This window comes from Stenotrophomonas sp. SY1 (assembly GCF_021202945.1).
Classification (GTDB): Bacteria; Pseudomonadota; Gammaproteobacteria; order Xanthomonadales; family Xanthomonadaceae; genus Stenotrophomonas.
On the sequence record NZ_JAJOYR010000004.1, the window covers coordinates 21653 to 43781 of the forward strand.

26 protein-coding genes are annotated in these 22129 nt (G+C 64.8%); 22 read left to right on the top strand and 4 right to left on the bottom strand.

Translation table 11 applies throughout. The annotated features are described in order from the left end of the window. Window positions 1-190: 190 nt before the first annotated feature. Window positions 191-2080, bottom strand: coding sequence for a DNA topoisomerase IV subunit B (gene parE / locus LR961_RS18575; RefSeq protein WP_232151466.1), 1890 nt, complete (start codon window positions 2078-2080; stop codon window positions 191-193). A gap of 159 nt (window positions 2081-2239) precedes the next feature. On the opposite strand from parE, the gene LR961_RS18580 reads away from it, so the two are divergent. From LR961_RS18580 to truD, 9 genes are all read left to right on the top strand, one after another. Continuing rightward, window positions 2240-2503 (top strand): hypothetical protein, encoded by a 264-nt coding sequence (locus LR961_RS18580; protein ID WP_232151467.1) that lies wholly within the window; start codon window positions 2240-2242, stop codon window positions 2501-2503. Window positions 2504-2635: 132 nt separating this feature from the next. Next, entirely contained in the window at window positions 2636-4300 is a 1665-nt protein-coding gene (locus LR961_RS18585; protein ID WP_232151468.1) for a CTP synthase, read from the top strand. A 152-nt stretch (window positions 4301-4452) separates the two neighbouring features. After that, window positions 4453-5286, top strand: coding sequence for a 3-deoxy-8-phosphooctulonate synthase (gene kdsA, locus LR961_RS18590; protein ID WP_232151469.1), 834 nt, complete (start codon window positions 4453-4455; stop codon window positions 5284-5286). Window positions 5287-5321: 35 nt separating this feature from the next. Beyond that, a complete protein-coding gene (locus LR961_RS18595; protein WP_232151470.1) occupies window positions 5322-5807 on the top strand; it encodes a hypothetical protein in 486 nt (161 codons plus the stop codon). Further along, window positions 5804-7096: a phosphopyruvate hydratase gene (gene eno, locus LR961_RS18600; RefSeq protein ID WP_232151471.1), complete on the top strand. Its 1293-nt coding sequence runs from the start codon at window positions 5804-5806 to the stop codon at window positions 7094-7096. The genes LR961_RS18595 and eno overlap by 4 nt, the downstream gene beginning before the upstream one ends. Before the next feature lie 5 nt (window positions 7097-7101). Further along, window positions 7102-7467, top strand: a complete 366-nt coding sequence (gene ftsB, locus LR961_RS18605) for a cell division protein FtsB (RefSeq protein WP_232151472.1) — start codon at window positions 7102-7104, stop codon at window positions 7465-7467. Next, a complete protein-coding gene (gene ispD, locus LR961_RS18610) occupies window positions 7464-8162 on the top strand; it encodes a 2-C-methyl-D-erythritol 4-phosphate cytidylyltransferase (RefSeq protein ID WP_232151473.1) in 699 nt (232 codons plus the stop codon). The genes ftsB and ispD overlap by 4 nt, the downstream gene beginning before the upstream one ends. Before the next feature lie 50 nt (window positions 8163-8212). Beyond that, complete coding sequence (gene ispF / locus LR961_RS18615; protein ID WP_232151474.1) at window positions 8213-8713, top strand: 2-C-methyl-D-erythritol 2,4-cyclodiphosphate synthase; 501 nt, start codon at window positions 8213-8215, stop codon at window positions 8711-8713. Then, window positions 8710-9759, top strand: a complete 1050-nt coding sequence (gene truD, locus LR961_RS18620) for a tRNA pseudouridine(13) synthase TruD (RefSeq protein WP_332311051.1) — start codon at window positions 8710-8712, stop codon at window positions 9757-9759. Before ispF ends, truD begins: the two co-directional genes overlap by 4 nt. 282 nt (window positions 9760-10041) lie before the next feature. On the opposite strand, the gene LR961_RS18625 is transcribed toward truD, so the two are convergent. Next, window positions 10042-10581: a Smr/MutS family protein gene (locus LR961_RS18625; RefSeq protein WP_232151475.1), complete on the bottom strand. Its 540-nt coding sequence runs from the start codon at window positions 10579-10581 to the stop codon at window positions 10042-10044. Window positions 10582-10759: 178 nt separating this feature from the next. Here LR961_RS18625 and surE point away from each other — a divergent pair, with 178 nt between their 5' ends. The 5 genes from surE to LR961_RS18650 all read left to right on the top strand — a co-directional run bounded on the left by surE (window position 10760) and on the right by LR961_RS18650 (window position 13979). Next, complete coding sequence (gene surE, locus LR961_RS18630) at window positions 10760-11539, top strand: 5'/3'-nucleotidase SurE (protein ID WP_232151476.1); 780 nt, start codon at window positions 10760-10762, stop codon at window positions 11537-11539. Next, window positions 11536-12213: a protein-L-isoaspartate(D-aspartate) O-methyltransferase gene (locus tag LR961_RS18635; RefSeq protein ID WP_232151477.1), complete on the top strand. Its 678-nt coding sequence runs from the start codon at window positions 11536-11538 to the stop codon at window positions 12211-12213. Before surE ends, LR961_RS18635 begins: the two co-directional genes overlap by 4 nt. 19 nt (window positions 12214-12232) lie before the next feature. Further along, the gene (locus tag LR961_RS18640) at window positions 12233-12847 is read left to right on the top strand and encodes a YqaA family protein (protein WP_232151478.1); all 615 of its coding nucleotides are present in this window, start codon (window positions 12233-12235) and stop codon (window positions 12845-12847) included. Next, complete coding sequence (locus LR961_RS18645; RefSeq protein ID WP_232151479.1) at window positions 12844-13608, top strand: peptidoglycan DD-metalloendopeptidase family protein; 765 nt, start codon at window positions 12844-12846, stop codon at window positions 13606-13608. Before LR961_RS18640 ends, LR961_RS18645 begins: the two co-directional genes overlap by 4 nt. A gap of 137 nt (window positions 13609-13745) precedes the next feature. Further along, window positions 13746-13979, top strand: coding sequence for a hypothetical protein (locus LR961_RS18650; RefSeq protein ID WP_232151480.1), 234 nt, complete (start codon window positions 13746-13748; stop codon window positions 13977-13979). 116 nt (window positions 13980-14095) lie between these two features. Here LR961_RS18650 and LR961_RS18655 read toward each other — a convergent pair whose 3' ends face one another. Both LR961_RS18655 and yhbY read right to left on the bottom strand, forming a co-directional pair. Continuing rightward, complete coding sequence (locus LR961_RS18655; protein WP_232151481.1) at window positions 14096-14476, bottom strand: Mth938-like domain-containing protein; 381 nt, start codon at window positions 14474-14476, stop codon at window positions 14096-14098. A 16-nt stretch (window positions 14477-14492) separates the two neighbouring features. After that, window positions 14493-14798 carry a ribosome assembly RNA-binding protein YhbY gene (yhbY, locus tag LR961_RS18660; protein ID WP_232151482.1) on the bottom strand — a complete coding sequence of 102 codons (306 nt, stop codon included), beginning with the start codon at window positions 14796-14798 and terminating at the stop codon, window positions 14493-14495. Between the two features lie 64 nt (window positions 14799-14862). Here yhbY and rlmE point away from each other — a divergent pair, with 64 nt between their 5' ends. The 8 genes from rlmE to LR961_RS18700 all read left to right on the top strand — a co-directional run bounded on the left by rlmE (window position 14863) and on the right by LR961_RS18700 (window position 22120). After that, entirely contained in the window at window positions 14863-15495 is a 633-nt protein-coding gene (gene rlmE, locus LR961_RS18665) for a 23S rRNA (uridine(2552)-2'-O)-methyltransferase RlmE (protein WP_232151548.1), read from the top strand. Window positions 15496-15549: 54 nt separating this feature from the next. Continuing rightward, window positions 15550-17475: an ATP-dependent zinc metalloprotease FtsH gene (gene ftsH, locus LR961_RS18670; protein WP_232151483.1), complete on the top strand. Its 1926-nt coding sequence runs from the start codon at window positions 15550-15552 to the stop codon at window positions 17473-17475. Window positions 17476-17588: 113 nt separating this feature from the next. Continuing rightward, on the top strand, window positions 17589-17774 hold the full coding sequence (locus LR961_RS18675) for a hypothetical protein (RefSeq protein WP_232151484.1): 186 nt from the start codon (window positions 17589-17591) through the stop codon (window positions 17772-17774). After that, window positions 17774-18670: a dihydropteroate synthase gene (gene folP / locus LR961_RS18680; RefSeq protein ID WP_232151485.1), complete on the top strand. Its 897-nt coding sequence runs from the start codon at window positions 17774-17776 to the stop codon at window positions 18668-18670. The genes LR961_RS18675 and folP overlap by 1 nt, the downstream gene beginning before the upstream one ends. Next, window positions 18670-19623: a tRNA (adenosine(37)-N6)-dimethylallyltransferase MiaA gene (gene miaA, locus LR961_RS18685; RefSeq protein ID WP_232151486.1), complete on the top strand. Its 954-nt coding sequence runs from the start codon at window positions 18670-18672 to the stop codon at window positions 19621-19623. Before folP ends, miaA begins: the two co-directional genes overlap by 1 nt. Window positions 19624-19712: 89 nt before the next feature. Further along, complete coding sequence (gene hfq / locus LR961_RS18690; RefSeq protein ID WP_232151487.1) at window positions 19713-19994, top strand: RNA chaperone Hfq; 282 nt, start codon at window positions 19713-19715, stop codon at window positions 19992-19994. Between the two features lie 14 nt (window positions 19995-20008). Then, window positions 20009-21319, top strand: coding sequence for a ribosome rescue GTPase HflX (hflX, locus tag LR961_RS18695; protein ID WP_232151488.1), 1311 nt, complete (start codon window positions 20009-20011; stop codon window positions 21317-21319). A gap of 309 nt (window positions 21320-21628) precedes the next feature. Further along, window positions 21629-22120, top strand: a complete 492-nt coding sequence (locus LR961_RS18700; RefSeq protein ID WP_232151489.1) for a nicotinamide-nucleotide amidohydrolase family protein — start codon at window positions 21629-21631, stop codon at window positions 22118-22120. The last annotated feature ends 9 nt before the right edge of the window (window positions 22121-22129 follow it).

Here is a 22129-nt window from a genome sequence, read left to right on the forward strand (position 1 = left end):
CCGGTTTGACGAAACGCAGAAGCCCGCCAGCAATGGCGGGTTTTTGTTTGCCTCCTCCCCTGCGCCGACGGTGAGGGGAGTTGGGGCGGGGCCGCCGCCCCGCAACGTCGGAGTGCAAAAAAAGCCCGCCGATGAAGGCGGGCTTTTTCGGTCGGGGGGTGCCTCCGGCCTTGCGGCCGGTTGCCGCCGATCAGACTTCCAGCGAAGCCAGATCGCCCTTGCTCTCCAGCCAGCCCTTTCTATCAGCGGAGCGCTTCTTGGCCAGCAGCATGTCCATCAACGAATGGGTCATTTCGCCATCGTCCACGGTCAGCTGCACCAGGCGACGTGTGTCCGGGTGGATGGTGGATTCGCGCAGCTGCTGGGGGTTCATCTCGCCCAGGCCCTTGAAGCGGGTGACGCTGACGTGGCCGCGGATCTTCTCGCGTTCGATCTTGTCCAGCATCGAGCGCTTCTCTTCCTCATCCAGCGCGTAGAACACCTGCTTGCCCACGTCCACGCGGAACAGCGGCGGCATCGCCACGAACACGTGGCCGGCGTCGACCAATGCCGGGAAGTGCTTGAGGAACAGTGCGGCCAGCAGGGTGGCGATATGCAGGCCGTCGGAGTCGGCGTCGGCCAGGATCACCACCTTGCCGTAACGCAGGCCGGACAGATCGTCCTTGCCCGGGTCGCAGCCGATGGCCACGGCCAGGTTGTGCACTTCTTCCGAGGCCAACACGCTGCCGGACGCCACTTCCCAGGTGTTCAGGATCTTGCCGCGGAGCGGCAGGATGGCCTGGAAGTCCTTGTCGCGGGCCTGCTTGGCGCTGCCGCCTGCCGAGTCGCCTTCCACCAGGAACAACTCGGTGCGCGACAGGTCCTGGCTGATGCAGTCGGCCAGCTTGCCGGGCAGGGCCGGGCCCTGGGTGACTTTCTTGCGGGTGACCAGCTTTTCGGTCTTCAGGCGGGCGCTGGCGCGCTCGATGGCGATCTGCGCGATCTTCTCGCCCAGCTCCACGTTCTGGTTCAACAGCAGGCTGAAGGCGTCATGGGCGGCGCCCTCGACGAAACCGGCCGCCTGGCGCGAGGACAGGCGTTCCTTGGTCTGGCCGCTGAACTGCGGGTCGGTCATCTTCAGCGAGAGCACGAACGACACGCGGTCCCAGACGTCTTCCGGGGCCAGCTTGACGCCGCGCGGCAGCAGGTTGCGGAAGTCGCAGAACTCGCGCAGCGCCTCGGTCAGGCCGGTGCGCAGGCCGTTGGCGTGGGTGCCGTGCTGGGCGGTCGGGATCAGGTTGACGTAGCTCTCCTGCACCAGCTCGCCTTCCGGCAGCCAGGCCACGGCCCAGTCGACGATCTCGGTTTCCTTCTTCAGGCTGCCGGTGAACAGGTCTGCGGGGAGCATCTCGCGCTCGCCCAGTTCGGCCTTCAGGTAGTCGCGCAGACCGTCCTCGAAGTACCAGGTATCGACTTCACCGGTGGCTTCGTCGGTCAACTTGACGGTCAGGCCGGGGCACAGCACGGCCTTGGCGCGCAGCAGGTGGCGCAGGGCGCGCACGTTGAACTTGGGGGTGTCGAAGTACTTCGGGTCCGGCCAGAAGCGCAGGCGGGTGCCGGTGTTCTTCTTGCCGACGCTGCCGACAACTTCCAATGGGCTGGCGCGGTCGCCGTCGCGGAAGGTGATGCGGTGCTCGCTGCCTTCACGGCGGATGTGGATCTCCACCAGCGTGGACAGTGCGTTGACCACCGATACGCCCACGCCGTGCAGGCCGCCGGAGAAGGTGTAGTTGCGGTTGTTGAACTTGCCGCCGGCGTGCAGGCGGGTAAGGATCAGTTCGACACCGGGAATCTTCTCTTCCGGGTGGATGTCCACCGGCATGCCGCGGCCGTCGTCGCTGACTTCACAGCTGCCGTCCTTGAACAGCACGACTTCCACGGTCCGGGCGTGGCCGGCAAGGGCCTCGTCCACCGAGTTGTCGATGACTTCCTGCGCCAGGTGGTTCGGGCGCGCGGTGTCGGTGTACATGCCGGGACGGCGTTTGACCGGGTCCAGGCCGGAGAGGACTTCGATGTCGGCGGCGTTGTAACGGGCGTTCATGTATCTCGATAAGGCGCTGAAACGACGGGGGAGTGTGCGGTCTGCCGGCGATTTTTGCACGCGGGGCATTCAGGGCGCGGGCAGGCGCGCCGGGGTATCCTGTATGCGGTCAAAAAGTAAGCGCCCCACCCATGGCTGGCGCACGCTGAGGAGGACCGGATGAAATCGTCGAAATTGCTGGTTCTGGCCGCTGTCGCCGCCGCGGTAGTGGCGGTTCCCTTGGTCATGGCGCAGAACGCCGACAAGGGCAGGGCGGGTGAAACCGCGCAGGGCGCACAGAGCGCTCCGGTGGACAAGGCGCAGAGCGAGGCCGAGCAGAAGGCCAAGCGTCGTGCGGCCGCTGCCGCGCAGGACAAGGCGCAGGGCGGCCAGCAGGCCGAGCCGCGTGAAGAAGAGGAAGAGGAAGCCCGTCGCCGTCGCTGACGCGGTTTTCACCTGTTGCATGGACGCCCCGGCGCAGGCCGGGGCGTCTTTTTTTTGAGGTCGCCCTGCATTCCGTGCTTGGGAGTTTTGGCGACAACCTTTAAACTAGGGCTTTCCGGGAGGCAGTGAGCCATGACCCCCCTTATTTTTGTTACTGGCGGTGTGGTGTCCTCGCTTGGCAAGGGCATTGCAGCCGCGTCGCTGGCCTCTATTCTCGAGGCGCGTGGCCTGAAGGTCACGATGATGAAGCTGGATCCGTATATCAACGTCGATCCAGGCACGATGAGCCCCTTCCAGCATGGTGAGGTCTACGTCACCGACGACGGTGCCGAGACCGATCTGGATCTGGGTCATTACGAGCGTTTCGTTCACAACCGGCTGAGCCGCAAGAACTCGGTCACCACCGGGCGCATCTACGAGAACGTGATCCGCAAGGAGCGCCGGGGCGATTACCTCGGTGCCACCGTGCAGGTGATCCCGCACATCACCGACGAAATCCGTCGCTGCATCGACGAGGCCACTGAAGGCTTCGATGTGGCGTTGGTGGAAATCGGCGGCACCGTGGGTGATATCGAGTCGCTGCCGTTCCTGGAGGCGATCCGCCAGGTGCGCACCGAGCGCGGCCCGGAGAAGGCGCTGTTCATGCACCTGACGCTGGTGCCGTTCATCGCCGCCGCAGGTGAGCTGAAGACCAAGCCGACCCAGCATTCGGTCAAGGAACTGCGTTCGATCGGCATCCAGCCGGACGTGCTGCTGTGCCGTTCCGAGCAGCCGATTCCGGATTCGGAGCGTCGCAAGATTTCGCTGTTCACCAACGTTTCCGAGCGCGCCGTGATCAGCGTGCCGGACGTGGAAGTGCTGTACCGCGTGCCGATGGGCCTGCATGCGCAGGGCCTGGACGAGATCGTGGTCAGCCAGCTCAAGCTTGGCGACAAGGCCGGCCCGGCTGACCTGTCCGAGTGGGAGGCGGTGCTGGATGCGGCGCTGCATCCGCTGGATGAGGTGAACATCGCGGTGGTCGGCAAGTACGTTGATCACCAGGACGCCTACAAGTCCGTGGGTGAGGCGCTCAAGCATGGCGGCCTGCGCCAGCGCACCAAGGTCAACCTGAAGTGGCTGGAGGCGCAGGAGCTGGAAGAGTCCGGCCTGGCCGGGCTGGAAGGCGTTGACGGCATTCTGGTTCCGGGCGGCTTTGGTGACCGTGGTTTTGAAGGCAAGGTGCTGACCTCGCAGTACGCCCGTGAGCATCAGGTGCCGTACTTCGGCATCTGCTACGGTATGCAGGCGGCGGTGGTGGATTTCGCCCGCCACGTGGCCGGGTTGGAAGGCGCCAACAGCACCGAGAACGACCGCCAGTCGCCGAATCCGGTGATCGGCCTGATCACCGAATGGCGTACCGCCAGCGGTGAGGTCGAGAAGCGCGACGAGAAGTCCGACCTGGGCGGCACCATGCGCCTGGGCCTGCAGGAGCAGCGCCTGAAACAGGGCACGCTGGCGCATGAGCTGTACGGCAAGGACGTGGTCGCCGAGCGTCACCGTCATCGCTACGAGTTCAACAACCGCTACCGCACCCAGCTGGAAGATGCTGGCCTGGTGATCTCCGGCAAGTCGATGGACGACACGTTGGTGGAAGTGGTCGAGCTGCCGCGTGATGCGCATCCGTGGTTCCTGGCCTGCCAGGCGCACCCGGAGTTCCTGTCCACGCCGCGCGGCGGGCATCCTCTGTTCATCGGCTTCATCCGCGCTGCGCGCGAGAAGAAGGCCGGTGGCAAGTTGCTGAAGGAAGCGCGGGCTTAAGACGTCACACCTTCTCCCGGTGGGAGAAGGTGCCCCGATAGGGGCGGATGAGGGTCGGAGCGCAGGTAATCATCATGATTGCATCGCCTTTGAACCCTCTCCCCAACCCCTCTCCCGACGGGAGAGGGGCTCCACCATCACGAGGTGATTGAATGAAGCTCTGTGGATTTGAAGTGGGTCTGGACCAGCCGCTGTTCCTGATCGCCGGTCCGTGCGTGATCGAGTCGATGCAGCTGCAGCTCGATACTGCCGGCAAGCTCAAGGAAATCACCCAGAAGCTGGGGATGAACTTCATCTTCAAGTCCAGCTTCGACAAGGCCAACCGCACCTCCGGCACCAGCTTCCGTGGCCCTGGTCTGGAAGAGGGCCTGAAGGTGCTGGCCGAAGTGAAGAAGCAGATCGGCGTGCCGGTGCTGACCGACGTGCATGAGTACACCCCGATGGACGAAGTGGCCTCGGTGGTGGACGTGCTGCAGACTCCTGCGTTCCTGGTGCGGCAGACCGATTTCATCAAGAAGGTCTGCTCGGCCGGTCGTCCGGTCAACATCAAGAAGGGCCAGTTCCTGTCGCCGTGGGACATGAAGCCGGTTGTCGAGAAGGCCAAGTCCACCGGCAACAACGACATCATGGTCTGCGAGCGTGGCGCCAGCTTCGGCTACAACAACCTGGTCAGCGATATGCGCTCGCTGGCGGTGATGCGCGACACGCAGTGCCCGGTGGTATTCGACGCCACCCACTCGGTGCAGTTGCCGGGCGGGCAGGGCAGCAGCTCCGGCGGCCAGCGCGAGTTCGTGCCGGTGTTGGCACGTGCGGCGGTTGCGGTTGGCGTGGCCGGCCTGTTCGCCGAGACCCATCCTGATCCGTCCAAGGCGCTGTCCGACGGCCCCAACGCATGGCCGCTGGACAAGATGGAGGCCTTGCTGGAAACCCTGCTGGCGCTGGATTCGATCACCAAGAAGAACGGTTTCCTCGAGAGCACTGTTTGATGACAGGCGGCGGCGCCTGCGCGGGTACGGCACGCATGAGGCGTGCCGTGCTGCTCGTGGCCAGTGTGCTGGCGGGCAATGCAGGCGCGTGTGTTGCCGAACCGTCGATTGTCACCCGGGAACCTGGCGACGCTGCGCGTGCGGCCGACATCGTGGCCGTCATTCACGTGGATCACGTTGCACGCCTGACCGCAAAAGAACAGGCCGAGACTGATCGCCTGTTCACGACAGTTTCCGAGAAGCCTTTCGTGCCGCCTGCTCCTTCGGTGCGCGTCACCGTGCGCCGCATGCTCAAGGGAGCGATCCCGGTTGATGCGGTGATCCGTAATGGCGCCACCAGCTGCGAGGTCCATCTGGCGGAGGGCGGCGATTACGTATTGTTCGCAATGAAACCAGCTGCTTCGAGCGACCGGATCGTACCGATGAATGGTACCTTTCGGCTGGACAAAACCCGAAGCGACGCCGCCAAGCTGGCCGCCGTGGAATCCTCACTCACCCACCCCGACCTGATCCGACCATGACCACTATCGCCAAGATCCACGCCCGCGAAATCCTCGACAGCCGTGGCAACCCCACGCTGGAAGCCGAAGTCACCCTGGCCGACGGCTCCTTCGGCCGCGCCGCCGTGCCCTCGGGTGCCTCCACCGGCACCAAGGAAGCCGTGGAACTGCGCGATGGCGACAAGACCCGCTACCTGGGCAAGGGCGTGCGCAATGCGGTGACCAACATCAATGGCGCCATCGCCACCGCGTTGGCCGGCTTCGATGCCGAAGACCAGCAGGGCCTGGACCGCCGCCTGATCGATCTGGACGGCACCGAGAACAAGGGCCGCCTGGGCGCCAACGCGCTGCTGGGTGTTTCGATGGCCGCCGCGCACGCCGCTGCCGCCTCGAAGAAGCAGGCGCTGTGGCAGTACCTGGCCGGCAAGACCGGCGTCACGCCGTCGCTGCCGGTGCCGATGATGAACATCATCAACGGCGGCGCACATGCCGACAACAACGTGGACTTCCAGGAGTTCATGGTACTGCCGGTTGGCTTCAGCTCGTTCAGCGAATCGCTGCGCGCCGGCACCGAAATCTTCCACGCGCTCAAGTCGGTGCTGAAAGGCCACGGCCTGAGCACGGCGGTGGGCGACGAAGGCGGCTTCGCGCCGGACTTCCGCAGCAACGTCGAAGCGCTGGACACCATTCTGGAAGCCATCGGCAAGGCCGGTTACACCGCCGGCGATGACATCCTGCTGGGTCTGGACGTGGCCTCCAGCGAGTTCTACGAGAACGGCAAGTACAACCTGGTCGGCGAGAACAAACGCCTGACCTCCGAGCAGTTCGTCGAGTTCCTGGCCGACTGGACCACCCAGTACCCGATCATCACCATCGAAGACGGCCTGGCCGAAAACGACTGGGCCGGCTGGAAGTTGCTGACCGACCGCATCGGCAACAAGGTGCAGCTGGTCGGTGACGACCTGTTCGTCACCAACCCGAAGATCTTTGCCGAAGGCATCGAGTCGGGTACCGCCAACGCCATCCTGATCAAGGTCAACCAGATCGGCACCCTGACCGAAACGCTGGAAGCGATCGCCATGGCCGACAAGGCCAAGTACGCGGCCATCGTTTCGCACCGTTCGGGCGAAACCGAAGACACCACCATCGCCGACATCGCCGTGGCCACCACCGCCACCCAGATCAAGACCGGCTCGCTGTGCCGCAGCGATCGCGTGGCCAAGTACAACCAGCTGCTGCGTATCGAGGAAGCCCTCGGCAGCAGTGCGCGTTACGCCGGTCGTGACGCGTTCGTGTCGCTGAAGCGCTGACGCCGATGCGCAACTGGCGCTGGCTGCTGCTGGTGCTCGCGGTACTGTTGGCCTTGCTGCAGTACCGCTTCTGGTTTGGCCCGGGCAATTCGGGCGAGGTGATGATGCTCGAAGCCCAGGTCGCCAACCAGAAGCGGGACAATGACGGCCTGCAGCAGCGCAATGACGCACTCGCTGCCGAGGTCAAGGATCTCAAGGAAGGCGAGGCGGCCATCGAGGAGCGCGCACGCAGCGAGCTGGGCATGATCAAGCCCGGCGAGAAGTTCTACCGCGTGGTCGAAGATGCACCGGTGTCCGCGTCGCGTGCGCCGGCAGCAGTTGCCATGCCGGCCGCACAGGGCGACCAGGCCCATCTGGAGACAGTGCCGTGATCACACAGGTTTGGGCGGTGGTTCCCGCCGCCGGCCGTGGTGCCCGCTTCGGCGGGCCGGTGCCCAAGCAGTATCTGCTGGCCGATGGCGAGCCGCTGCTGGCGCACACATTGCAGGCATTGCTGTCGCACGCCGGTGTTGCCGGGGTGATGGTGGCCATTGCCGAAAATGATGCCGACTGGCCGGGTTGGGCTTCGTTCGCCGACAAGCCGGTGCTGACCTGCGTTGGTGGTGACACCCGTGCCGCGTCCGTGCTGGCCGGGCTGCAGGCGCTGCCGGACAGCGTTCGCGCCGACGATTTCGTGCTGGTGCACGACGCGGCCCGTCCGAACCTGGATGCGACCGACCTGAGCCGCTTGCTGGAAGTGGGGCGTGCCGACCCGGTTGGCGCGATTCTCGCTGCGCCGGTGCGCGACACGCTCAAGCGTGCCGGCGACGACGGCGGCATCGACCGTACCGAGCCGCGTGAGCGCCTGTGGCGTGCGTTGACACCGCAGCTGTTCCGTCGTCATCAGCTGACCCGTGCCCTGCTCGATGCTGCCAATGTCGGTGTTGATGTCACCGACGAGGCGATGGCCATGGAGCGCCAAGGCGTGCGTCCGTTGCTGGTGGAGGGGGCCGAGAGCAACTTCAAGGTCACCACGCCGGCCGATCTGGCCCGTTTCGAATTCGAGCTGTCGCGACGCGGCGGCTGATCTCCTGCTGGCGCCAAGCCGCCGGCTCTGCCAAGAAGTACGTGACTGACATGAATTCTTCCGCTCCATTCCCGCCCATCCGCATCGGCCAGGGCTACGACGTGCATGCCTTTGGTGAGGGTGACCACATCATGCTTGGCGGCGTGCGCGTGGTGCACCGTTGTGGCGTGCTGGCGCACAGTGATGGTGATGTTGTCCTTCATGCGCTGTGCGATGCGATGTTGGGCGCGTTGGCGCTGGGCGACATCGGCGTGCACTTCCCGCCATCGGATGATCGCTGGAAGGGCGCGGACAGCAGTCGTTTCGTCAGTCATTGCAATGACCTGCTGCGCGAGCGCGGCTGGCAGGTCGGCAACGCCGACATCACCGTGATCTGCGAACGACCCAAGGTCGGGCCGCATGCGCTGGTCATGCGCGAGACGGTGTCGCAGTTGCTGGGCATCGATCTGGACCGGGTGAGCATCAAGGCCACCACCAGCGAAAAACTTGGCTTCACCGGGCGCGAAGAAGGTATCGCCGCGCAGGCCGTCGTGCTGCTGGTGGCGCTGTGAACGCGCTGCCGTTGGCGTTCGGCGCGCCGTTGCTGAGCGCAGCGATGCGTAGCGTGCCGGAAGATTTCCAGGTGGATGAACTCCCCGCATTCGAGGCGACCGGCGAGGGCGAGCACCTGTTGCTGGACGTTCGCAAGCGTGGCGCCAACACGGTGACCATTGCCAAACGCCTGGCGCAGTGGGCTGGCGTACCGGAAATGGGCGTGAGTTACGCCGGGCAGAAGGATCGCCATGCGGTGACCACGCAGCGCTTCAGTGTGCATCTGCCCAAGCGGGTGGCGCCGGATCTGGCGCTGCTGGAGTCGGACGAAATGCAGGTGCTGGCTTCGACCTGGCATAACCGCAAACTGCAGCGTGGCGCGCTGGCGGGCAATCGGTTCAAGCTGGTGCTGCGCGATGTGCAGGGTGACCACGATGCCATCGGCGAGCGCCTGCAGACGATTGCCGCACGCGGTTTGCCGAACTGGTTCGGCGAGCAGCGCTTCGGTCGCGATGGCGGCAACGTGCCGGCTGCGCTGCAGATGTTCGCCGGACGCCGTGTGCGCAAGGACCAGCGTTCGATGTTGCTGTCCGCTGCACGTTCGGCCCTGTTCAACCGCGTGCTGGCCGCCCGTGTCGAACAGGGTAGCTGGGACACGCCGCTGGAAGGCGAGGTCTGGATGCTGGACGGCAGCCGTTCGGTGTTCGGCCCGGAGCCGATGACGGATGTGCTGGCCGAGCGTCTGGCGCGTTTCGACATTCACCCCAGCGCGCCGTTGTGGGGCGTTGGCGAGCTGCGCTCGACCGGCGCGGCACGTGTCCTGGAAGAGTCGGCTCTGGCTGACGAGCAGGCACTGGCGCTGCGTGCCGGGCTGGAAGAGGCCGGGCTGAAGCAGGAGCGTCGGTCGCTGCGGTTGCATCCGGCGCTGATGCAGCACCAATGGCTGGGTGATGACGTGCTTGAGTTGTCGTTCGCACTGCCGTCTGGCTGCTATGCAACGGCGGTGCTGCACGAGCTGGGCACCGTGAACGACGCCAACCGCATCGAATTGGCCGCGACGGAGTAAGTCGCCTCGCCCGCATAAGCCGCCGCGCATCAATCCTGGCGCCCCGCGAGATCTCGTCCCCCAATGTAGGAGCGGCGTAAGCCGCGAAGCCGCGGAGTTCTCGGGCTTGCAAGCAGCATGAGATCACGCATTCTGCGGATTGCCGCTTCTTTTCAGGCGATTGCGTTGCCGGCTTGGCGGCTTACGCCGCTCCTGCGACAGCCGCGGGTGACACGCTGCCCTGCGGTTCTCGCTGCAACTCCCCGGGCTACCCGGCGACAGCTGGTGTTCGCAAGCACCGCCTCAGCGATTGGCCAACAGCACCAACACCGCGCCGGTACCGCCCTGGGTAGGTGGCGCGGAATGGAACGCCAGCACGTCGTTGCGCTGGCGCAGCATCCGATCTACCAGGTTCTTCAATACCGGCGCACCGCCATCAGACTGCAGGCCCTTGCCATGGATGATGCGCACGCAGCCGTGTTCATGTGCGCGCGCTTCCAGCAGGAACTCGCGCAGCATCATTTCGGCGCGGGCGACGGTGGCGCCATGCAGGTCCAGTTCGTCCTGCACGGAGTACTGGCCGCGCTTCAGCCGTTGGAACATCCGTGCCGGAAGGTTCTCGCGGCGATAGCTGGCGACATCCCCGGCCTCCAACGGCGTGCTGGAGCGCAGCAGCCGGGCAAACTCGCCAAGAGCCTCGGATTCATCCTGTTCGGCCATCCGCGCGCGCGGCTTGGGGCGCGGCTTGCCCGTGGCAGGGCTTTCCACCGGGCGCATCGGCTTGACCTCGCCAATGGCCGAGCGGAACAGGGCGGCGTCATCTTCGTCTTCGGGGTACGACATGCGCACAGCGTAACGTGCGCCAGATCGCAGGCAAGCCCCGCAAGGGGGGGGAAGTGCCTCGGCGCATTCCGGTATCATGCCCCTTCAGGTCGGGGCCCGGTAACGTACAGCCGGTCTTCCCGGCAGTTGCGGTGACGCAGTGGGGCACCGCGTTTTGATCCAGTGATTCAGGCCTTTAATGCGCGTACTTGTATCAAACGATGATGGTGTGGACGCCCCCGGCATCAAAATGCTGGCCGAGGAGCTTCGCAGCGCCGGACATGAAGTCACCGTGGTGGCGCCGGACCGCGACCGCTCCGGCGCTTCCAACTCGCTCACGCTCGACCAGCCGGTGCGTCTGCGCCGCATCGACCACTACACCTGTTCAGTGGCCGGCACGCCCACCGACTGCGTGCACCTGGCGTTGACAGGCATGCTTGAATACGAACCGGACATCGTCGTCTCGGGCATCAACAACGCCGCCAATCTGGGCGATGACGTGATCTATTCGGGCACGGTATCCGCAGCGATGGAAGGGCGCTTCCTCGGCCTGCCATCTGTGGCGGTGTCGCTGGTCACCCACAAGCACGAAGCCAGGCACTTCCGCAGTGCGGCGCGTGCGGCGGTCGAGATCGTGGCGCGGCTGATTGCCGATCCGCTACCGGCCGACACCATCCTCAACGTCAACGTGCCGGACCTGGCCTGGGAAGACATCCGGGGGTTCGAGGTCACCCGGCTGGGCAACCGCCACCGTGCCGAAGCCTGCATTCCCGCCACCGACCCGCGTGGCAACACCGTGTACTGGATCGGCCCGGCCGGCAGCGAGCAGGACGCCGGCCCCGGTACCGATTTCCACGCCGTGCGTACCGGCCATATTTCCATTACGCCGATCCAGGTTGACCTGACCCGCTACGAAGCGCTGGAAAAGGTCGCCGGCTGGGTCGGCGGGCTCACCGCCTCGCTGGGGAAGGTCGAATGACGCCGCGCCTGCGCCTGCAACCCGAAGCAGTCGGCATCGGCATGACATCACAGCGGGTGCGTGACCGGCTGGTCGATCGCCTGCGTGAAGCGGGCATCGCCAGCGAGCCAGTACTCAACGCGGTGCGTGTGGTGCCGCGACATCTGTTCATCGATGAAGCGCTGGCCTCGCGTGCCTACGAAGACACCGCGCTGCCGATCGGCCATGGTCAGACCATCTCCCAGCCGTGGGTGGTGGCGCGCATGACCGAAGTGGTGCTGGCGGTGGAGCCGAAGACCGTTCTGGAAGTGGGTACCGGCTCCGGTTACCAGGCTGCCATCCTGGCCGCGCTCGGCCTGGAAGTGTTCACTGTCGAACGCATCGGTGACCTGCTGCGGCAGGCGCGCAAGCGTTTCCGCCACTTGGGGATGAACATCCGCAGCAAGCATGACGACGGCCGTATCGGCTGGCCCGAACATGGCCCCTACGACGCAATCGTGGTCACCGCCGCCGCTCCAGCGCTGGTGGATGCGCTGATCGAGCAGCTTGCCGTTGGCGGGCGCCTGGTGGCCCCCGTGGGTGGCGCCGGCGGACAGGTGCTGTTGCAACTCACCCGGCAGGCAGATGGCACCATTGCCCAGGAAGAGCTGGCGCCGGTGAGCTTCGTGCCCCTGCTGTCGGGCATGTTGGACTGAATCAGAATCAAGGAACGTAATGAAGATCTTCGGGCCGTTGTACGACCGCGCCATGCGCTGGGCCAGCCATGAGCGCGCGCCCACCTATCTCACCGTCCTGAGTTTCATCGAGGCCATCATTTTCCCGGTGATGCCGGAAGTGATGCTGATGCCGATGTGCGTTGCACAGCCGCGCAAAGGTTGGTACTTCGCCACGTTGAGCCTGGCCGGCTCGATGGTGGGGGCGGTGGTGGGTTACGCGCTCGGCCACTTCGCTTTCGAGGCCTTGAAGCCGGTATTTGAAATGGTGGGAATGCTGCCGGCGATCGAGGCGGGCATTGCCACGCTGCAGCAGAAGATGGCCGAGTCCCCCTGGGCGGTGTTCACTTTCCTGGTGCTGGGCGGCTTCATGCCCATCCCGATGAAGGTTTTCACCTGGGCCTCGGGTATTGTCGGCGTGCCGATGCCGCAGTATCTGTTGAGCATGCTGGTCGGGCGCGGCAAGCGCGTGTACGTATTGGCCGCGGTGATCCGCTTTGGTGGCGCACGCGCGGCCGAAGCGTTGCGCCGCTGGATTGAACCGCTGGGCTGGATCGCAACCGTACTGGTGGCGGGCCTGGTGGGTTGGCTGGTCTGGAGGGCGAAATTCGCATGAATGCAAACATGCTGGAAAAAGGACTCCGCTATGCGGCGGTGATGCTGGTAGTGGCGGCGCTGGCCGGTTGCGGTACCGCAACGGTGGTGAAGCCCTCAGGCGGCTCCGGTTCGTCGAGCACGCCGCGGACATCAGTTGCCAAGCCGGGGCAGACCGCCGTGGTGCGCCGCGGGGACACCTTGTTCGGTCTGGCCCGGACCCACAACATCACTCCGCGTGACCTCGCGGCCTGGAATGGCTTGTCCGAACCCTACACGATCTATCCGGGGCAGAGCCTGCGCCTGTATCCCGGCGGCAGCACCGCAACCACAACCCGTCCGGCAACCGGTGGCACCACCGCTGCAAGGCCGACTCCCGCGCCGGCCCCGACGGCAACGCCGGTCAACAGCGGCATCAACTGGCGTTGGCCGGCAGACGGTGCATTGGTCGGCCGCTTTGTCGCTGGCGAAACCACCAAGCAGGGCGTGGACATTGCCGGCAGCAGCGGTCAGGCCGTGCGCGCAGCGGGCCCTGGCGTGGTGGTGTACTCCGGCGCAGGCCTGGTGGGTTACGGCGAGCTGATCATCATCAAGCACAACGACCAGTGGCTCTCGGCTTATGGTCACAACCGCAAGCGTCTGGTCAATGAAGGACAGAGCGTGAAGGCCGGGGACCAGATCGCCGAGATGGGCCGCACTGGCACTTCGCGCGACATGCTGCACTTCGAGATCCGCTACAACGGCAAGCCGGTCGACCCGCTGATCTACCTGCCGAGGAAGTAACGCCCTGCGTTGATAGGAACGCAGGCTGCTTCACGCGCTCCCTTGATGGGGGTCGGGGCAGGCTGAACTGGGTGATGGCAGTTCGGGCTGTTACGCGGCGTTTCGATTCGCCCGTGCTGACTCGAAAGGAGGTTTCGATGCGCAGGTCGAGCTATTGGTTTCCAGCCAAGGCACATGGACTGGGATGGGGCCTGCCCATCGCCTGGCAGGGTTGGCTGGTTTATGCGATTGCCGCCGCATTGCTGGTGGCTGGCTTTTTCATCTTTCCGCCCGGTATCGGTTCCTTGCGCTTTCTGGCCTACAACTGGGGCGTGATCTTGCTGTTGGTGCTGGTGTGTTGGCTCAAAGGTGAGCCGATAAGGCTGCGTTAGTTCCTTCCTCCCGGTTCGGCGAGGGGGGCGCATGATCTGATTCCCTTTGCCCACGAAAAAAGCCCGGTGTTGATACCGGGCTTTTTCATGCCTTTCACGATGGTCGTTTCAGGCTGTCAGCGGACGTCTTCAAGTATGAATGCGGCCACGACCTTGCGGTTCTCGCCGGCGAGTACGTTGAAAGTACGGGCCGCCGAGGCGTTGTTCATCACTTCGATGCCGATGCCTTGAGTCAGGCAGGCCGCCATTACTGCCGCCGAGGGGAATACCTGCTTCTCGCCGGTGCCCAGGATCACAACCGCCGGGTTCTGTTCCAGCGCTGGGGCCAGGTGCTCAATCGTAAGCTCGCTGATGGCGTTCACCGGCCAGTCGAGCACCAGTTTGTCCGGTGCCAGCACGAAGCTGCGGGTCAGGACCTGGTCGTTCACCTTGGCCTGGTGGCCATCGGCCGAACGCAGGGAATAGCTGTAATCAGGGAGTTCTCGGCTCAACAGCATGGCGGTTTCTCGGCAATCAGCCGCGGGGCAGCACGATCTGGCGCTTTTCCTTGGCCGGGCGGTAAAGCACGGCGACGTGGCCGATGCGCTGGATCAATACGCCGCCGCTGGCTTCAGTCAGTTCGCTGACAATGGCATCACGCGCCTCCCGGTCTTCGGCGGCAATCTTCACCTTGACCAGTTCGTGGCGCTCCAGCACCTCGTCCAGTTCGGCCAGGAAGGCCGGGGTGACTCCCTTGCCGCCGATCTGGAGCAGTGCTTTCAGATCGTGCGCGACGCCGCGCAGGAAACGGTTCTGGGAAGGGGTCAGGACGATGGACATGCAGGATTACGGGTAACCAAGGGGGTTCAGGGTATCATGACCACCCCTGTGAGCCCCATTGTCGATGCCCTCCCATAGCAAGAGCAGCCAGCGCTGGCTGAAAGAACACTTCTCCGATCCTTTTGTGAAAAAGGCAAAAAAGGAGGGCATGCGCTCGCGCGCGGCCTACAAGCTGGAGGAGCTGCTGGAGCGTGACCGGCTGCTGAAGCCGAACATGGTCGTGGTCGATCTGGGCGCCGCGCCAGGAGGCTGGTCGCAACAGGTGCGGAGACAGATGGGCGACACCGGTCGTGTGCTCGCCCTGGACATCCTGGAGATGCCGCCGCTGGCCGGCGTGGAGTTCCTTCACGGAGACTTCAGGGAAGAGGCCGTCCTATCAGCATTCGAAGCCATGTTGGGGAATCAGCCGGTGGACCTTGTGCTGTCGGATATGGCCCCCAATAAGAGTGGAATGGATGCGGTCGACCAGCCGCGGATGATGCACCTGGCGGAGTTGGCGATGGATTTCGCCGACAACCATCTCAAGCCGGGTGGGGCGTTCCTGATCAAGCTGTTCCAGGGCGTCGGCTTTGATGACTACGTGCGTGAAATGCGCCGTCGTTATGACAAGGTTTCGATCCGCAAGCCGGAGGCCTCGCGCAAGCGGTCGCCGGAGGTTTATGCCCTGGGGCACAGCAAACGCAAGCAGATCAAGTAATCTCAACCGTATTACGCGTCATGGATTAGAAGAGGAACACCGGAGCCGATGAGGATGAACGACCTGACCAAGAACCTCCTGCTATGGGTGGTTGTCGCCGTCGTGCTGATGGTGGTGTTCCAGAGCTTTGCCCCGCGCGGCGGAGCGGCTGCCGCCGGTGATGCACGCAATTACACGCAGTTCCTGCAGGAAGTGGATTCGGGCCGGATCAAGTCGGTGGAATACACCGACAAGACCACGCTGACCACCAACCATCTGCGCTTCAAGCGTTCGGATGGCTCGGAAGGCACGCTGTTCGCACCGGCCGACCCCAAGCTGTTGGACCAGCTGTACTCCAAGAATGTTGAAGTTGCCCGTCAGGAGCCGGCAGGTCCGAGCTTCTGGGGCATCGTGCTGCAGTTCCTGCCGGTACTGCTGCTGATCGGCTTCTGGATTTTCATGATGCGCCAGATGCAGGGCGGTGGTGGCGGTGCCAAGGGCGCGATGTCCTTCGGCAAGTCGCGCGCCAAGCTGCAGGGCGAGGACCAGATCAAGGTCACCTTTGCCGACGTCGCTGGTTGCGATGAGGCCAAGGAAGAAGTGGGCGAGCTGGTTGAGTTCCTGCGCGACCCGACCCGTTTCACCAAGCTGGGCGGCAAGATCCCGCGCGGCGTGCTGATGGTCGGTCCGCCGGGTACCGGCAAGACGCTGCTGGCCAAGGCCATCGCTGGCGAGGCCAAGGTGCCGTTCTTCGCGATTTCCGGTTCGGACTTCGTCGAGATGTTCGTCGGCGTCGGTGCCAGCCGCGTGCGCGACATGTTCGAGCAGGCCAAGAAGCACGCGCCGTGCATCATCTTCATTGACGAGATCGATGCCGTCGGTCGTCATCGCGGCTCCGGCATGGGCGGTGGCCATGATGAGCGCGAGCAGACACTGAACCAGATGCTGGTCGAGATGGACGGCTTCGAGGGTGGTGAAGGCGTGATCGTGATCGCCGCCACCAACCGTCCGGACGTGCTGGACAAGGCGCTGCTGCGTCCGGGCCGTTTCGACCGCCAGGTCATGGTTGGCCTGCCTGACATCAAGGGTCGCGAGCAGATCCTGCGCGTGCACCTGCGCAAGGTGCCGGCCGCCGATGACGTGCGTCCGGAAGTGCTGGCACGCGGTACCCCGGGTTTCTCCGGTGCCGACCTGGCCAACCTGATCAATGAAGGCGCCCTGTTTGCGGCTCGTCGCAACAAGCAGGAAGTCGACATGAAGGACTTCGAGGACGCCAAGGACAAGATCTACATGGGTCCGGAGCGTCGCAGCATGGTCATGCGCGAGGATGAGCGTCGCAACACCGCTTACCACGAGTCTGGCCATGCCGTGGTGGCGATGTCGCTGCCCAAGGCCGACCCGGTCCACAAGGTGACCATCATGCCGCGCGGCTGGGCGCTGGGCGTGACCTGGCAGCTGCCGGAACACGACCACATCAGCAAGTACAAGGACCGCATGCTGGAAGAGCTGGCGATCCTGTTCGGTGGCCGTATCGCCGAGGAGATCTTCGTCGGCCAGATGTCCACCGGCGCCTCCAACGACTTCGAGCGCGCTACCAAGCTGGCCCGTGGCATGGTCACCAAGTACGGCATGTCCGACGTGCTGGGCACCATGGTCTACGCCGACGAGGAAGCCGGTTACGGCATGCACAGCAAGACCATCTCCGAGTCCACCCAGCAGAAGGTCGACGCGGAAATCCGCCGCATCCTGGATCAGCAGTACGACGTTGCGTACAAGATCCTGGAAGAAAAGCGCGACGTGGTCGAAGCCATGACTGCCGCACTGCTGGAGTGGGAAACCATTGATGCCGAGCAGGTCAAGGCGATCATGGAGGGCCGTGAGCCTTCGCCGCCGGCAGGTTGGGTGGCCAAGAGCAGTGGCAATGATCGTACCGATGACGGCAAGGGTGGCGACGACCAGCGCCCGGTGACGCCGATCAGCGATCCGGCCGGCCAGCACTGACGCCATGCTGTAGCTGCAACGAAACGGGCCGGTTCTCCGGCCCGTTTTCGTATGCGCCCGCCACGGCCGTGGGTGAGAATAGCGCCGTTCCCCGTTTTCCAGTTGGTACCCGCATGAACGCTCCCAAGCCCCAACAACCGCCGCCGCTCAACATGCCGGAGATGATCATCGCCACTGTCGCCGGCGTCAGTTTCGGGGTGAAGACCAACAACTATCTGACCGGCATTTTTGTCGGGGTGGTGCTTGGCGTGGTGCTGAGCCTGATCGGCAACAAGATCCGCTCCAGGAACAAACGCTGATGTTCGATATCGCCCCGACGCTGGATTGCGCCGGCCGCAAGTTGCGGCTGGATCGCCCGCAGGTGATGGGCATCGTCAACGTCACCCCGGATTCCTTTTCCGATGGCGGCCGGCACTTCAGTGTCGAAGCGGCGGTGACGCATGCCTTGACGCTGGTGGAGCAGGGCGCTGATCTACTGGATGTGGGCGGTGAATCGACCCGCCCCGGCGCTACGCCGGTGTCGGTGCAGGAGGAGATCGACCGGGTCGTGCCCGTGATCTGTGCACTGTTGGAACGAACCGAAGTGCCGCTCAGCGTGGATACCTTCAAGCCGGAGGTGATGCGCGCGGCACTGGCCGCCGGTGCGGGGATGATCAATGACGTGCAGGCGCTGCAGCAGCCCGGTGCGATGGATGCGGTGGCTGCCTCCAATGCAGCGGTAGTGCTGATGCATGCGGTGGGCGGCCCGTACGACGCGGGCGTCGCGCAGGGCTATGACGACATTGCCGGTGACGTGCAGCGTTTTCTGGCCGAACGCGTATTTGCCGCCGAGATGTCCGGCATCGCGCGCAGCCGGTTGGTGGTTGATCCCGGCTATGGCTTCAACAAGGACACTGCACAGAACTTGGCGCTGCTGGCCGCGCAGGAGCGTCTGCTGACGCTCGGTCTGCCATTGCTCGCTGGGCTGTCGCGCAAGCGTAGCATCGGCGATATCACCGGGCGTGCGGCAGCCGATCGTGGGGCTGGTTCGGTGGCAGCGCACCTGCTGGCGGTGCAGCGCGGGGCGAAGATTGTGCGTGTGCACGATGTTGCGGCCACGGTTGATGCACTCAAGGTGCTGGCCGCATTGGACGCGGTGCCGGTACCGCGCTCCGCCGCCAAGGCAGCAATGCCCCGCTGGCCGGACGAGGATTGATGGGCGTCGATCAACGCCCGCTGGCGATTGCGCTGATGGGGCCGACCGCATCGGGCAAGACAGCTGCGGCGATCAGACTGGCCAAGGCCTATGGCGGTGAGATTGTCAGCGTCGACTCGGCGTTGATCTATCGCGGGCTGGATATCGGTGCAGCCAAGCCGGATATCGAGGAACAGGCCGGAGTTCCGCACCACCTGCTCGATCTGCGTGATCCGTGGCAGAGCTACTCCGCAGCCGAGTATGCGAACGCGGCTGCGGTCGCGGTGCGCGATATCGTCGCGAGAGGCAGGTTGCCGATCCTTGCGGGCGGTACCGGGCTGTATTTTCGCGCACTGTTGCAGGGCCTGTCGCCGATGCCTGAAGCCGATCCGGCGCTGCGCCAGCAGATCACCGCCGAAGCCGAGGTCGTTGGGTGGCCAGCCCTGCATGCGCAGTTGGCCGAGGTGGACCCCGCCGCGGCCAGGCGTATCCATGCCACCGATCCGCAGCGCATCCAGCGGGCGCTGGAAGTGTTCCGCCTGACCGGCAAGCCGATCAGTCACTGGCAGGCGCAGCCGGGCATCGCGCGCCTGCCGCTGCGGGTACTCAAGCTGGTACTGGCGCCAGCCGATCGCGCGGTGCTGCATCAGCGCATCGAGCGACGCTTCGACCTGATGCTGGAGCAGGGTTTCCTGGATGAAGTACGGCGCCTGCGCGCTTTGCCGCAGATGGCTGCTGTAGCGGCGCCACTGGATCTTCCGGCCGTCCGCGCGGTGGGCTATCGCCAGGCGTGGCAGTTCCTGGATGGGCAGGGCAGTGCGGCCGAATTCCGCGACAAGGGCATCTTCGCGACAAGGCAGCTGGCCAAGCGCCAGCTCACCTGGTTGCGGGGTGAGCTTGACGCCCGCTGGTTCGACCCGGTCGCCGACAAGGACGGCCTGCAGGACGCGGTTTCGTTGTTTCTTGCACGGTGACGGTCCGCCGGGCGGTGTAACATCGGACCCCCGGACGGGCAGGGGAGCCCGGCAGTCCGGCCCATAAAAACAATAACGAGGAGTAGACGATGTCCAAGGGGCAGTCTTTGCAGGATCCGTTTCTGAACGCGTTGCGTCGCGAGCGCGTGCCGGTGTCGGTGTACCTGGTAAATGGCATCAAATTGCAGGGCACGATCGAGTCGTTCGACCAGTTCGTGGTCCTGTTGCGCAACACCGTCAGCCAGATGGTCTACAAGCACGCCATCTCCACCGTGGTACCGGCGCGCAACGTCAAGGTTGGCCCGGGCGGCGGTTATGTGCAGTCGGCCGATAGCAGTCAGGCAGAAGATGACGACAACGACAACGAATAAGCAGGTAGCGGCGCATGTTTGACCGCTCGAAAAAGGGCGAACATGCGCTGTTGATCCAGCCGCATGTAGGGCGGCTGGAAGAGGATGTGCTGGAAGAGTTCACCGATCTGGCCCGCTCAGCCGGCGCCACCATCGCCGCTACCATCACCGCCCGCATGGACCGCCCGAATCCGTCCACGCTCATCGGCAGCGGCAAGCTGGATGAAGTGAAAGCGGCGGCGGACGCGACCGGCGCCGACCTGGTCCTGGTCAACCACCCGCTGAGCCCGGTGCAGGAGCGCAACCTGGAGCGTTTCCTGGAGCGCCGGGTGATCGACCGTACCGGCTTGATCCTGGACATCTTCGCCCAGCGCGCCCACAGCCACGAAGGCAAGCTGCAGGTCGAGCTGGCTCAGCTGCGGCACATGGCCACGCGCCTGGTGCGCGGCTGGACCCACCTTGAGCGGCAGCGCGGCGGCTCCATCGGCCTGCGTGGCCCGGGTGAAACCCAGCTGGAAACCGACCGCCGCCTGTTGCAGAAGCGCGTGGAGCAGTTGCAGAAGCGGCTGGAAAAGGTGGAAGTCCAGCGCACCCAGATGCGTCGTGCCCGCGTACGCAGCGAGATGCCGCGTATTGCCCTGGTCGGCTACACCAATGCCGGCAAATCCACGCTGTTCAATGCGTTGACCGGTGCCGGTGCCTATGCGGCCGACCAGCTGTTCGCCACGTTGGACCCGACCGTGCGGCGTATCACCTTGCCGGGTGGCAGCGCGATGCTGGCCGATACAGTGGGCTTCGTCCGCGATCTGCCGCACGAACTGGTCGCCGCGTTCCGTTCGACCCTGTCCGAAGCGCGCGAGGCGGATTTTCTGCTGCATCTGGTCGACGCCGCGGACCCGTTGCGCGAAGAACGCATCGCCCAGGTGGATGAAGTGTTGCAGGCCGTGGGTGCCGGCGAGTTGCCGCAGCTGCTGGTATTCAACAAGATCGACCGCATCGAAGGTGCGCAGGTGCGTCATGACGCACAGGACGGTGTGCCTGATGAATCCCGTCGTGAGCGGGTGTGGATCTCTGCGCGTGATGGCCGTGGCCTGGAGCTGCTGCAATCGGTTCTTGGGAAGCGGCTGGGGCTTCAGCACGTCACCGGCACGGTGCGCTTGCATCCCAATGCGGGCAGGTTGCGCGCGCGGCTGCATCAGCTTGAGGTCATCCGCAGCGAGCAGGCCGACGAGGAAGGTTGGCTGATCGAAGTGGACATCCCCATCGCCGAAGCGGAGAAGCTGGCCGCTGGCGCGGACGGTGCGGTGATCCGGGCGCTGTTGCCCGAGCCGGAACCGGAATGGTGAACCCCCGAAGCCCCCGCTCATGCGGGGGCTTCGCATTTGGTGTGCTCCACAATCTCTGGTTTGCGTGGAGTGTCAGCCGAACGGCTTTCCTGCGGGCACCACGCTTTAGCCCCTTTTCCACGAGCGGGGTAAGGGGGCGCTTGCGAGCCACCGTTTCGCGCTTTCTTGAACGCCCTTGCGCAAGGGCGGGGCGCGGAGCGGGCGGAGAGGCGCGGCACTTCGCCCGAACCCTGGTACCAGCCGCCATGGTCTGACACCCCGCGCATCGCCGATTTGCGATAAAACAATGCGGTCTTTGCAGGAGTCCCCATGACCGCCCCTACCGATCTCGAATTGGACCAGCTCGCCGCCCAACTCGGTGAGCGTCTCCGCGCCGCCCACGACAGCGTGGTCACGGCCGAAAGCTGCACCGGCGGCTGGATCGCCAAGGCCATGACTGGCGTATCCGGCTCATCGGACTGGTTCGATAGCGGCATGGTGGCCTACAGCTATGAAGCCAAGCAGGCGTTGCTCGGTGTTCGCCCGCAGACCCTTGAGAGCCAGGGCGCGGTCAGCCGCGAAACGGTGATCGAAATGGTTTCCGGTGCGCTGGTGCGTTCCGGCGCCAGCCTTGCCGTCGCCGTGACCGGTATTGCGGGCCCGGGCGGCGGCAGCGAGGACAAGCCGGTCGGCACGGTCTGGATCGGCTGGAAACGACGTGGTGGCTATACCCGCGCCGAATTGTTCCTGTTTGCCGGCGACCGTGACGCGGTGCGCCGACAGACGGTGGCTGCCGCCCTGCGCGGGCTGGAGACGCTGTAAGCAACGGGC